The sequence below is a fragment of the Acinetobacter sp. CY81 genome (assembly GCF_059515925.1).
In genome coordinates this window covers 22,776-35,581 of record NZ_JCAKNC010000014.1, presented here as the reverse complement: position 1 = coordinate 35,581, position 12,806 = coordinate 22,776, and the positions used below count along the sequence as shown (strand labels likewise).

Genomic DNA, 12,806 nt, shown 5'->3' with positions numbered 1-12,806 from the left:
AAACTCATGTGTTGTGAAATAAATTATGTCTCGATTATCTATAGAACAAATTGATAAAGTACTCAATCTGATTGAAGAGAACAGAAGTGTTGAGGCTGTAAAATTTTTAGTAGATAGTACAGATTATAGTTTGAGGGAAGCAAAGGAGCTGGTTGATCATTTGGCTGAAAATCCAAATGCAGATCCCCAATTGATGAATATCTCGCATTCCAGACACAAATTGCATCATCTAGAAAATGAATTTGCTCAGACTTCTGAAACGAGATCGATGTCATCCATTATGACTCACTACTCAACTCGACAAGTTTTTATAAAATATGATAATGGCGATAAAGTCGAAATTGATGAGTTTGATCCAGCATGGCATCAAGCGATGCAAAAGTTTGGGAGAGGCACGCTTTATACAACTAAGCATGATTTTTTAGAGGCTATGCAATCACATAGCGATGAGTTTTCACACTATGAGTCGACACTCAATACACCACATCAAATGAACAATGATCAGTTGAGAATGAATCCTCATGCATCACGTCAATCCTCTCAAGGTGTTGAAGACTTAACGCAAAAAAGTGGTATTCCCAAACTGATGATTCTGTTGATTGTAGTATTACTGGGTGTCGCAATAGTTTCTTATATTCTTCAAGGCTAATTAGGATTTGACGAACCTAATCATCATTGAAAATAGCTTATCAAGCTAAAACTTAATCAATGGATTTCGATAATATCAATCATCGGTGGTACTCGAAAGCGAAATGGAACGCCGACCATACCTGTTCCTACTGATACAAAAACATCAGCGTGATCATGCTGATATAACCCGCGTTTATGCCCTAAGATAGAAACTTTACGCATGACATAATTGGTCAGCCAAGGGAGTTCAACCTGTCCACCATGCGTATGACCAGAGAGCATCAAAGGGCGCGTAGGTAGTTTAGGTACCATATCCACAGTATCTGGGTTATGAGAAAGAATCAGCCAAGGTTTATCTTGGGGTAAGTCTGGCATATAACGCATATCTGCCTTTCCAGCCCATAAATCACCTACCCCAATTAAACGAAAATCATCAAATTCAACAATTTTACCTTCAATATCCATCACATCATTCACTTCAAGTGCATGCTTCAGTAATGCTTGAATTGGAGGCCCTGGATATTGTTCATCATGATTGCCATTTACAGAATAAACCGGTGCTTGGATTTCTTTTAAAATCGCCAGTTCATCTGCCAATTTATTCTCAGGTTCATAAGTCCAGTCCCCTGCGACTACAACAAAATCGGGCTGTTGTTGATTAATTTTCTCAACAATAATTTTCAATTGACGCTCATGCCCAGAAAATAAACCAATATGTAAATCTGCAATCAGTGCCACTTTTACGGGCTTCTTAGTCTCGTGATCAGATGCTAGATTATTTTCTTTATTTGGATTTGAAAGTTGATATTTCACATGGTTGATTTTCACCATATGTGGCTCAATGAACCGCGCATAGATCAATAGACCTGAAAGTAAAAATGAGAAAATACTTTGATGTAAAGAGAAAATCTCCATCCATCCAGCAAAAATACTAAAAAAGAACAATGGAAATAATAAATAAGAAAGGTAAAATGCCAACAAATGCACAAAAGCCTTAAAGGGATGAATTGTTTCCGTCCGTGATTGACTGATCCATGCTTGAGCGATTCCCCAAACAGTCAATACTGCAAAAACGATATAAAAACCCATCAAGATGGTATTTGTTGTCCACATATTTTATCTCTTAGAGCGACGGCTAACATCTTCGTCGCATTTATCTTCTGATCAGAGAGAATTATACTCTAGCCTAGCGAGTTCACCGAATACATTATGCAAACTACGAATAAGAATCAGACTCAATCGACACCAAGATCTAAGCGAAACCAGCGCTCGATTTTGATTCTAAGTTCTTGCTTAGTGATCGGTTTACCTGCATGTACAACGCTTCCAAAACAACAGGTTGTCCCTGCACAATACGCTTTTGATATCAATACAGATGACACAACACTGTCTAAAATCGTTGCGCCATTGAAAATGCAAAATCCAGATTTAACAGGCTATCACATCTTATATGAACCTTTAGAAGCAATTGCGTCAAGACTACAATTAATTGATAAAGCAGAAAAAACTTTAGATTTACAATATTATATTTGGGATAACGACACCATCGGCTCCCTTGCGCTTTACAAAATTATTCAAGCAGCGGATCGTGGCGTAAAAGTCCGTTTGTTGATGGATGATAATAATGCCAAAGCTATGGAAGCGGTCTATCTTGCACTCGATCAACATCAAAATATTGATGTAAAACTGTTTAACCCTTACCGTTTACGTCGTTTACGTCCAGTCGAAATGATCATCGACTTAAAACGTATTAACCGTAGAATGCATAACAAGACCTTTACTGCCGATAACCAAATCACACTGATTGGTGGTCGTAACATGAGTAATCAATATTATAACGTTAGTGAAAATTATCAATTTTCAGATGTTGATGTCATGTTAGTTGGACAAGCTGTCGAGGATATTACCCACTCTTTCGATGAATATTGGAACCATAGTTACGCCTATCCTGTGCGTAATATTGTGAATCATCAACAATATACATTACGTTATGAGGGGCTTAAGCAACAGCTCACGGCGCATTATCAAGAAAAATCTATTCAAAATTATCTTGATTTAAGCAATCGAACCCATGATTTTGATCAATGGTTAAGTTCTGGAATTAAGTTAGATTGGGTGAAAGCTCAAGTCATTAAAGACTCACCTGATAAAATCAAAGCAAAAGCAAAAAAAGAACAACATCTTAACTTTCAGCTCATTGAACGCCTTGAAAAGCCTGAGAATAGTGTAGATATTATTTCCGCATATTTCGTCCCTGAAAAAAAGGGCGAAGAACATCTCAGTAAATTAGCGCAAAGTGGTGTTCAGGTTCGCGTACTGACCAACTCATACAAAGCCAACGACGTCTTTTTAGTGCATGCTTTTTATGGGAAATATCGCCAAGATCTTTTGAAAAACGGCGTGGAACTTTACGAATTCTTGCCGGCTATGCCCGAAGAATTCCAAAATAAAAACAATAAAGAAATATCCAAACAGCTTAAAGTCAGTTTGAAAGGTTTAAGCCGCTCTAGCTTGCATGCAAAAATGATGGCTCTCGATGATAAGCAAGTCTTTATTGGTTCTTTTAACTTTGATCCACGTTCTGCCAATTTAAATACTGAAATTGGTGTGATTTTAAATAGCAAAAATTTAGCCAATGCCGTTCATCTTACGATGAATAGCAACTTGGAAAAATACGCTTATAAATTGGTTCTAGACCCAAATCAAAAAATCAATTGGTTACATCAAACGCCTGAAGGCACTAAAACATTGACCGAAGAGCCTAAAATGAAATGGTGGCAACGAGCTGGTATTAAAATGATTTCATGGTTACCGATCGAAGGTTTCATGTAATCAATAGCCAACCTTTTAATTGATTCATTCAAATAGAAACAGATTTAATTTTAAAATACTGACTAAGTATGCTCTCGCTCGACTTTAATCAGCGTTTTAAGATCAAAACTTAGATTTATATTCATGAAGCAATCTTTCACTAAACGTAATAGATCACCGTCCTTAAATACAGTTATTCACAATAGCTAAGAGTTTTTCGGCATTTGTTTTAAAACTTGCTGTTGAAGTTGCTGCAAACCTTGTTGCATTTTTTCTTGTACTTCATGAGTTAAGCTTTCCACACTATGACCCGTCACATCAATTTGAGGCAGTGCTTTCAAATGTGCGATGACTTTCGGCATTTTTAAAACACGTGTCACGTGCTCAGTAAAACTAATATTGCCAATGTAGGGTGCAACATTATCCAGCTCACCGTGATTATTGACATAACAAATTAAACAAATTTGAACTGGACGTTGAGCATCGATCGCCGCACCTAATAATCGACCATGTACTTTTTTCACTTTAGTACCATCAGTCGTGGTTGCCTCTGGAAAAAAGAGCACGGGAATATCTTGTTTTAAAAATTCAGTGATCTGCTCTTTAATTCGAATTGAATCTCCAGAACCACGTTGAATAAATAAAGTACCTCCACCTTTGGCTAGCTTGCCAAAGATCGGCCAGTTTTCAATTTCAGCTTTAGCTAAAAAGAATACTCGCGCACCAGAACCTAGAACAGGAATATCTAACCATGAAATATGGTTGCTGACCCACAATGCAGGTTGACGTGGAATCTCTCCATGAACTTGAACTTGAATATTAAAGACGTTGATTAAACGGCGACAAAAATGTTGCACGTAACGCGTGTTATGCGGATTATTTGGTTCTTTATACATTTGATGCCTAAAGATCAAATAAAAACCCTCAATCATTGCGGCAGAACCTGCAGTAACCTTTTGAGAATAAAGCATTGTTTTAGAAAATATATTTAACTTTTTAGGCATTATTTCAGTCATCAATTTGTCGCGCATTTAATCAGCTTAAGCTTCTGATCGCTTATTTTTAAATATTCTATACGTTTTAAACTGTACATGCATTGATTATAAAAACCGGATACAAAGATCAAAAAATTCAATTTCAATCTTATTTTTAAATCAATTATTATTTATTAATCGCTTATATAGATTGAATAAAATTATGAATCATCAACATCCAGATTCAAAGCAATGGTTAATGCCTATTCATCATGCCCTATTTGCAATTGCCGCAATGGTCGGTGGTTTATTTTCAATGATGCTACTTTTCATCGCCCTATTTCATGGGATAGCACTCTAAAACGATCTATTTTCCTATCGTCGTGATTTTTACTCTAAAATAGAATTTTGAGTTTGGAGTAAGGGTTTAGTGGAAGATTTTGAGCAACATCAAGGTAGCGAACGTGTCGTCCTCATTAGCGTGGCGGTTCAGATCCTTGAAGATCTTGATCAAGAAGAATTTCGTTTACTGGCTAAATCAGCTGGTGCAGATATTCTTGAACATATTCAAGCTCAAAGAATCAAACCTGACTCTAAATATTTTATTGGTTCAGGCAAGGCAGAAGAAATCGCTGAACGTGTGAAAGAGTTAGAAGCAGATATTGTTATTTTTGATCACTCACTCACCCCTTCACAAGAACGCAACCTAGAACGTGTGATTCAATGCCGTGTCATTGATCGTACACGTTTGATCTTAGATATTTTTGCACAACGTGCACGTACCCACGAAGGCAAGCTTCAAGTTGAACTCGCACAGCTCGATCATTTAGCATCTCGACTGGTCGGTGGGCGTATGGGACTCGATGGCCAAAAAGGTGGTATTGGTTTACGTGGTCCTGGTGAAACTCAACTCGAAACTGACCGTCGCTTGCTGAGACTTCGTATAAGCCAATTAAAAGAAAAACTTGAAAAAGTCCGTCAGACTCGGATACAAGGTCGTGCTGCACGCCAAAAAGCTTCTATTCCCACTGTTTCATTGGTTGGCTATACCAACGCAGGAAAATCAACCCTCTTCAATATTTTGGCTGAAAGTGATGTCTATGCTGCCGATCAGCTTTTCGCCACCTTGGATCCAACACTACGTCGTTTAAATTGGGATGGTATCGGAACATTAGTTTTGGCAGATACCGTCGGTTTCGTACGTAATCTGGCACATGCCTTGGTCGAATCCTTTAAAGCAACCCTAGAAGAAACACTAGAGGCGACCTTACTCTTACACGTGATTGATTCGAGTAGCCCTGAAAAACTAGAGCAAATTGAAGCTGTAGAAAAAGTGCTGAAAGAAATTGGGACACAAGTTCCGATCCTACGCGTATATAACAAAATTGATCAAACAGGCGAAGATCCCAAAATCATCTATGCTGAGCCACACTTACCTGATCGCGTATATGTTTCTGCACATGCAAGTCAAGGTTTAGATCTACTCAAACAAGCTGTACAAGAATGCCTTATGGGGCAGTTACAGACTTTTGAAGTCGTACTTAAACCCGCTTATGGCAAACTCAGAACTCAATTGTACGCATTGAATGTGATTCAGTCTGAAAGCTATGATGACGAAGGCAATTTGATTTTAAAGGTCTGTATGGCTCCCCATAAACTTGAACAATTGATCAAACAAGGGCGTTTACCGATCGATGAAATCCTAGGTGAAAAAGCACAACAATTCAAAAGAGTATTAGAAGAGTTTGAAATCAAAGATTAAATGAGTTAAAACGTGAATAGTTAATATAAAAACGTACAAAACTGTAGATTAATAATTATGCAATGGATTAAAGAGATAGATTGGCCAGCTTGGATCGGCACCTTAGTTTTAATTGTTGGCTTTCGTGAAGCCTCAGTTTGGATTGCAACTCAATTCGGAAAACCTGAATTGGGCAATCTGATTGGATTATTGAGTCTATTGGCTGTTCTTTTTACATGGCGTAAATTTAAGAAAATTCCAACACGCATGGTTGATGTAAATAATAAATTAATGAAAGAAAGTGCTTTTGCTTTTCTACCGATCAGTGCCGGCTCTTTAGTCATGTTAGTTTACATGGGCAATGAAATCCCCTTATTTCTACTGGTACTTTGTCTAAGTACGCTAATTCCACTTTGGATTTACGCCAAAATGGCGAAACGTTGGTTATAAGGAAAAATCATGCTCAGTATTATTTTTGGATTTACCCTCACCTTCGTTGCCTATTTACTGGCTAAACCTTTAAATAAAAAAATTCCACAAATTCCAGTGATCGTTTTTGGGATGTTTTTGGTCATTGGATTTCTTCTGCTTGTAGGTATTCCTTACGAAAACTACATGAAAGATATCAATCCATTATTTAATAACCTCTTGGGCTATGTGACGGTTGCCTTAGCAATTCCACTTGCTGCAATGCGTTACGATGATCTTCCTTTAAAAGGAATTATTGGAATTCTAATCTTTGCCAGTATTAGTGCTGTAGCTTTGCCTATGGGACTTGCTTATTTACTACATATGGCAGATTCAACCATTATGGCTTTTGCAACACGAGCAGTCACCACACCTATTGCAATTAATATTGCAACCTTATTGCATGCTCCTGTTAGCCTTGCAATTTTAATCGTGATCCTATCTGGCGTAATCGGTGCTGCTTTTTCACCACTCATCCTTAGACATATTAATGATGAACGTGCTTCTGGATTAGCCCTTGGTTTAGCTGCCCATGCAATCGGTACAGCACAAGCATGGCAACGTGGAAGTGTCGCTGGTCGGTACGCTGCATTTGGTATGGCAGTGAATGCGGTATTTACTGCGATCTGGTTGCCAACATTTATTACCTTTTTGAGCAAAATGTGACTTAATAGACTATTCAAGTGATTGATTAGTCTATTTTTCCATCTTAATATACTGTGTCAAATTTCTTCACAGGTTCTTAGGTAACTCACATGGGATTCAGTAAATTTCTCTTAGCAATCCCTTTAGTACTACTTAGTAATGTTGTCATCGCTGATGAAATTACAGGTATATGGCAACAAATCGATGATCGATCTGGCACCCCAAAAGCCATCATTCAAATCCGCAAAGAATCCAACGCTAGCTATACAGGTAAAGTCATTAAACTGACACCTCGCGCAGGTTATACTCCTCGCCAAGTATGCAAGAACTGCCCTGCTCCTTATACAAATAAACCCATTCTTGGTTTAGATGTAATCAAAGGTTTAGTTGAATCGAAGCAAGCCAACCACTATGACGGTGGCAAAATTATTGATCCTCTATCTGGAAAACTCTATTCAGTCAGAGCAAGACTGAATGAATCTGGTAAACGATTAACCCTACGTGCCTTTGTTGGCGTCTCCAGTTTAGGACGAAGCCAAACATGGATTCGACTAGATTAAGCAAAACTGTTAAGCAGATCTCGTAATAAACCTCAATATTGCGGTTTATTACTCAGACACTTGTAAACCCTCAAATTATCTATTATTTTAGAAAAAATTCGTTGAATTTTTACACGATTAATTCGCGATTTCTGAATAATTTTAATGCTCTAATCAATGGAACTGAAATGACAAAGAAAACATTATTCGCTTTAGCTGGATTTCTTTTTTCCACTCAAATTTTTGCTCAAGATATTTCTGGGTTATGGCACAGTATCGATGATAAAACAGGAACTTCTAAGGCAATCCTAGAGATTCGAAAAGACAAAAATAATGCCTTTATTGCTAAAATTATTAAAATTACGCCAAGACCAGGGTACACACCGAAAGAAACCTGTGTGAATTGCCCAGCACCTTATACCAATAAACCAATCTTAGGTTTAGATGTATTGACTGGTCTTCAATTTGACAGACAAAATCAGTATAAAGGCGGCAAAATTTTAGACCCTCTAACGGGAAAAGTTTATTCCATGAGTGCTAAATTAAGTCCGAATGGTAAAAGATTACAAATGCGTGGATATATTGGTGTATCTGCTATTGGACGTAGTCAAACGTGGATTCGTGCTCAATAACCATTTTACTTATGAAATAAAAAAGCCACATGATGTGGCTTTTTTTTTGATCTCTTTGCTAAGAGTAATGAAGATAAAAATACTCATATTACTCGTAAGCAGATACAGGATTATCAACTGCGAACATATGTTGATCTTCTAAACGATAGGCTAATAACTGATGCCCCCAAACGCAGCCACCATCCACATTTTGGATTTGCTCTGAAATAGATTTTCCTTGTAAAGCAGCCCAATGCCCAAAAATTACTTTGTGCGTTTTGGCAGCTTCAGATTCAAATTCAAACCAAGGTTTAAATCCTTCAGGCATTGGATCGTCCAAAGAATCTTTAAAGCTAAACTCTAACTCGCCAGATGCAGTCGTCAAACGCATGCGTGTGAGGTAATTGGTAATACATCTTAACCGCGCATTACCCTCTAGATCATCTGACCATACACTTGGTTTTTTACCATACATTTCTGTTAAAAAAGCGTCCACGACATCAAAATCATCGTTTGAAATCATCGTTTCAACTTCTTTAGCCAAATCAGCAGTTTGTTCAGCCGTCCAAATACAAGGTATTCCTGAATGTGTCAAAATCGTATGATCATTTGGAAAAAGACATAGAGGCTGTTTGCGCAACCAATCAATTAAATCATCACTATCAATGGCATCAATCACATCACGGGTGTTGTCTTTATCCTTAGGCTCTTTAATACCACGTGCAACAGCAAGTAAGTTCAGATCATGATTACCCAATACCGTTGCTGCAACTCCGGCATCCACCAGCTTTTTAATAAAGCGTAATGCTCCAATCGAATTTTCACCACGTGCCACCAAGTCGCCCGCAAACCAAATAAAGTCTTGGTCTGCATCAAATTTGATTTCTTTTAATAATGCTTTCAAAGCTTCAAAACAGCCCTGAACATCACCAATCACATAGTTATAACGAATATTGGAGCGTTCCATTATTAACCCACCATATTGTCAGATAAAGCGACAAATTGTGCTAATGAAAGCGTTTCTGGGCGCGCCATTGGATCAACACCTGCTTTCTCAAATCCATCTTCAGCAAGCATACCTTTTAAACTGTTGCGAAGTGTTTTACGGCGTTGAGTAAATACATGTGAAACCAAACGAGCCAAAGCTTTTTCATTTTTAGCAATAATCGGTTTAGTTTCATAAGGCTCTAGACGAAATACAGCCGAAGTTACTTTTGGCGGTGGGTTAAATGATCCTGGTGGCACTTCAAACAAGAAAGTCGGTTTACAGAAATATTGAATCATTACAGACAAGCGACCATATTCTTTAGTATTGGGTTCTGCTGTAATACGATCAACTACTTCTTTTTGAAGCATAAAATGCATGTCTTTGACTTGACCACCAAACTCTAAGAGATGGAAAAGCAATGGCGTTGAAATGTTATATGGTAAGTTACCCACAACACGTAAAGGGCGACCATCTTCAAATAAAGTTGAATAATCAAAGCGCAGTGCATCTGCTTCAATAATCGTTAATCGTTCAGGATGTGGTACACGACCTGGTAATCCTGCTGCTAAATCGCGATCTAGCTCGACTACAGTTAGAGCATCACATTCACCAATTAAGGGTGAAGTTAACGCTGCCAAACCTGGGCCAATTTCTAACACATTATCGCCTGGACGTGGATTCACTGAACGAACAATTTTTGCGATGACACGTTGGTCATGTAAAAAGTTTTGACCAAATCGTTTTCGAGCCTGATGCCCTTCTTCTTTTGGGTTTAAGGCATTAATTTGATACATAAAACATTTCCAACGTGAATATTAGATACAAAATCAGTGATGTATAAGACTTAATTATAAATCTACAACGATAAATGAACTTGAATAGTAACTACATCAAGCCATTATGAGGGAGAGTGCTACATCATGATCAACTCAACTACGAATAAAGAAAGCCCATTTCAATGCTAAAATTTTTCGAGGTTTTGAGATTTTAACACAGCTCAAGCTTGATCGTGATATCTCGTTCAAATATGACCGAGTATCAAATTGAATAGAAAATATTTCTATTCCTTCAATCCATAAAATGAATGATGAAAATCGACTTTTAATGGCTACATCAAAAGCCTATTTTGATCATTTTTCTTATAATTTTAGACAGTTATTTTTGTGCCTCTAATTGAACAAGAGTAGTATAAATATCCTCAGATTTTTCCATATTATCTCTAGCCAATTGATTGATCTTATTATACGTTGCAGTATCTTTGAGGCTCTTTAGACCCTCTGAATTCATAATTGAATCCATATCAGATTTTATAGATTCCAAGCCCATGCGTAATTCAGGGTCTCCGATACGTTGAACACCTAATTCCTTACTGCCATTCATTTGTCCATTTAAATAAGCATTAAATGTTTCTAAATCCGCGACTAAATCATTTACTTCAATTACACCTATTTCATTACCTTGCATTGAACGCAAAATTCGCTCAGCAATAAAGACTTGATTTTTAGTGATGATGATTTGAGTTGATGGACTGTTATTACGTGCCATCATTTCCGTCAGTAAATTATATTCAGCTTGAATCCCTGGTATCGTTTCAAACACATGAAGTTTAAAATCATACAGCGCGTTCAGTTGGTTTTGCTCCCCAACTAATGTAGCAATATTCTTTTCTAATCCTGCACCATTCGAAATCAATTTATCCAATATTTCAGGTTTAGCATTTTGATCTTTCAGGTTCATTAATACTTCTGCGAGCTTCTCTTGACTGCTGATTAAACCCTGTTGAGTTTCTTTCGTTCCATTTTCGATGAACTCACTGGTTTGTTTTGGAATCAACAGCGAAAGCACTTTCAATTCAGTAAGTGTTTGAGTAGAACTTGAATTGATACAAGCAGAAAGTAAAGTTGATAGCAATACGATTGCTAGAAATACTTTACTTCTGCTGATACTGCTTATCTTTAAAGAAATTTTTTTATTTTTGATCTTCATTTAAAACTCTACTGCTTTATTAAAATAATAATGAATTTTTTATCGTGTTCTTTTATGTCGTTGCTGCCAACTCAAGCGCCAAATCTACAGCGACATGCAAGCTTGAACTTTTTGCCAATCCAGTCCCTGCTAAGCTTAATGCAGTGCCATGATCGACGGACGTACGAATAAAAGGTAAACCTAATGTTATATTAATTGCCTCACCAAATCCTTGAGATTTTAATACAGGTAATCCCTGATCGTGATACATCGCTAAAACAGCATCAGCATCTTTTAAATTTTCTGGGGTAAATAAAGTATCCGCTGGCAAGCTTAAACTCATATTAATGCCTTGAGCACGATAGCTTTCAAGTACAGGATTAATGACTTCAATCTCCTCCCTACCCAAATAACCATCCTCGCCCGCATGTGGATTTAACCCACATGCTAAGATTCGAGGATCATTAATTTTAAATTTTGTTTTCAAATCATGGATTAAAATATCAATCACTTGATGCAAACGCTCCGAAGTAATTGCATCTGGTACATCACGAAGCGCTAAATGTGTGGTGGCCAATGCAACTCTCAACGTTTTGGTTGCGAGCATCATGACAACACGATCAACACCTGCGAACTCTTGGTAATATTCAGTATGTCCACTGAAATGAATTCCCGCATCATTAATCACAGACTTTTGTACAGGTGCAGTTGCCACGCCAACACTAAGACCTGACATTGCGTAATCTGCTGAACGTCTTAATTGTTCGAGAACATAAGCTGAGTTTTTTGGATTAAGCTCACCTAGAATGACATCTTGCGCTAATGATACATGCTCGACATACAACTGACCTTGTTTTGAAGATACTTGCTGTCCGCTAAATGAAATAAGCTCTACATTTATATTTAAGGCTTTAGCGCGTGCGTTCAACATATCTAGATCAGCTAAAACGACAATCGGTCGTTGATCAATTCGATCTGCAAGACTTAGACAAATATCTGGACCGATACCAGAAGGTTCACCACTTGTGACATAAAGAGGAAGCATAATTCATCTTCAATAATGCAATGCTCATAATTATACACATCATTAAAATAATGGTCTGAATTCATTTAAAGTCTAAATATCTCTAATTCAAAAATAGTTATATGAATTCCGATCTCATCATCAAGAAAAATTGGACTAAATTAAGCTTAAGGTCGTTCATTCGTTCAACGCTATTCAGGAGATTAATTGCTGCTTAAAACTGAATTTTTTATCGACAATTGTACCTACCTAACTAATCCCTAAAATAAATAATTTAATATTGCCTTATAAATCATCACGTAATATCAATATTAATGATTTTCTCTGATTATTATTTTAATGACATCAGCTCTTATAATCATCACCATTCATCAAGCTTATAAATTAGGCATTTAAATCTAAAATTTTAG

At 37.1% G+C, this 12,806-nt stretch carries 14 protein-coding genes; 8 read left to right on the top strand and 6 right to left on the bottom strand.

Annotated elements, in window-relative coordinates; all coding sequences use genetic code 11:
* Positions 1–25: 25 nt before the first annotated feature.
* On the top strand, positions 26–649 hold the full coding sequence (locus AC5YDM_RS13535) for a hypothetical protein (protein ID WP_496152605.1): 624 nt from the start codon (positions 26–28) through the stop codon (positions 647–649).
* 56 nt (positions 650–705) lie between these two features.
* Here AC5YDM_RS13535 and AC5YDM_RS13530 read toward each other — a convergent pair whose 3' ends face one another.
* Complete coding sequence (locus tag AC5YDM_RS13530; protein WP_496152604.1) at positions 706–1,743, bottom strand: metallophosphoesterase; 1,038 nt, start codon at positions 1,741–1,743, stop codon at positions 706–708.
* A gap of 96 nt (positions 1,744–1,839) precedes the next feature.
* Between AC5YDM_RS13530 and AC5YDM_RS13525 the strand changes: the two genes are divergently transcribed.
* Complete coding sequence (locus tag AC5YDM_RS13525) at positions 1,840–3,462, top strand: phospholipase D family protein (protein ID WP_496152603.1); 1,623 nt, start codon at positions 1,840–1,842, stop codon at positions 3,460–3,462.
* A gap of 185 nt (positions 3,463–3,647) precedes the next feature.
* On the opposite strand, the gene AC5YDM_RS13520 is transcribed toward AC5YDM_RS13525, so the two are convergent.
* On the bottom strand, positions 3,648–4,457 hold the full coding sequence (locus AC5YDM_RS13520; protein ID WP_496152637.1) for a lysophospholipid acyltransferase family protein: 810 nt from the start codon (positions 4,455–4,457) through the stop codon (positions 3,648–3,650).
* Between the two features lie 181 nt (positions 4,458–4,638).
* On the opposite strand from AC5YDM_RS13520, the gene AC5YDM_RS13515 reads away from it, so the two are divergent.
* From AC5YDM_RS13515 to AC5YDM_RS13490, 6 genes are all read left to right on the top strand, one after another.
* On the top strand, positions 4,639–4,776 hold the full coding sequence (locus AC5YDM_RS13515; RefSeq protein ID WP_496152602.1) for a hypothetical protein: 138 nt from the start codon (positions 4,639–4,641) through the stop codon (positions 4,774–4,776).
* Between the two features lie 69 nt (positions 4,777–4,845).
* Positions 4,846–6,177, top strand: a complete 1,332-nt coding sequence (gene hflX / locus AC5YDM_RS13510) for a ribosome rescue GTPase HflX (RefSeq protein WP_496152601.1) — start codon at positions 4,846–4,848, stop codon at positions 6,175–6,177.
* Positions 6,178–6,234: 57 nt separating this feature from the next.
* Positions 6,235–6,606: a hypothetical protein gene (locus AC5YDM_RS13505; RefSeq protein ID WP_496152600.1), complete on the top strand. Its 372-nt coding sequence runs from the start codon at positions 6,235–6,237 to the stop codon at positions 6,604–6,606.
* 9 nt (positions 6,607–6,615) lie between these two features.
* A complete protein-coding gene (locus AC5YDM_RS13500) occupies positions 6,616–7,290 on the top strand; it encodes an LrgB family protein (RefSeq protein ID WP_496152599.1) in 675 nt (224 codons plus the stop codon).
* Positions 7,291–7,379: 89 nt separating this feature from the next.
* The gene (locus AC5YDM_RS13495; RefSeq protein ID WP_496152598.1) at positions 7,380–7,829 is read left to right on the top strand and encodes a DUF2147 domain-containing protein; all 450 of its coding nucleotides are present in this window, start codon (positions 7,380–7,382) and stop codon (positions 7,827–7,829) included.
* A gap of 167 nt (positions 7,830–7,996) precedes the next feature.
* Positions 7,997–8,440 (top strand): DUF2147 domain-containing protein, encoded by a 444-nt coding sequence (locus tag AC5YDM_RS13490; RefSeq protein ID WP_496152597.1) that lies wholly within the window; start codon positions 7,997–7,999, stop codon positions 8,438–8,440.
* 88 nt (positions 8,441–8,528) lie between these two features.
* Here AC5YDM_RS13490 and AC5YDM_RS13485 read toward each other — a convergent pair whose 3' ends face one another.
* From AC5YDM_RS13485 to pdxA, 4 genes are all read right to left on the bottom strand, one after another.
* On the bottom strand, positions 8,529–9,386 hold the full coding sequence (locus tag AC5YDM_RS13485; protein ID WP_496152596.1) for a symmetrical bis(5'-nucleosyl)-tetraphosphatase: 858 nt from the start codon (positions 9,384–9,386) through the stop codon (positions 8,529–8,531).
* Between the two features lie 2 nt (positions 9,387–9,388).
* Positions 9,389–10,201 carry a 16S rRNA (adenine(1518)-N(6)/adenine(1519)-N(6))-dimethyltransferase RsmA gene (gene rsmA, locus AC5YDM_RS13480; protein ID WP_496152595.1) on the bottom strand — a complete coding sequence of 271 codons (813 nt, stop codon included), beginning with the start codon at positions 10,199–10,201 and terminating at the stop codon, positions 9,389–9,391.
* 361 nt (positions 10,202–10,562) lie between these two features.
* A complete protein-coding gene (locus AC5YDM_RS13475; RefSeq protein ID WP_496152594.1) occupies positions 10,563–11,393 on the bottom strand; it encodes a hypothetical protein in 831 nt (276 codons plus the stop codon).
* Positions 11,394–11,445: 52 nt separating this feature from the next.
* Positions 11,446–12,417, bottom strand: a complete 972-nt coding sequence (gene pdxA / locus AC5YDM_RS13470; protein ID WP_496152593.1) for a 4-hydroxythreonine-4-phosphate dehydrogenase PdxA — start codon at positions 12,415–12,417, stop codon at positions 11,446–11,448.
* Positions 12,418–12,806 lie beyond the last annotated feature (389 nt).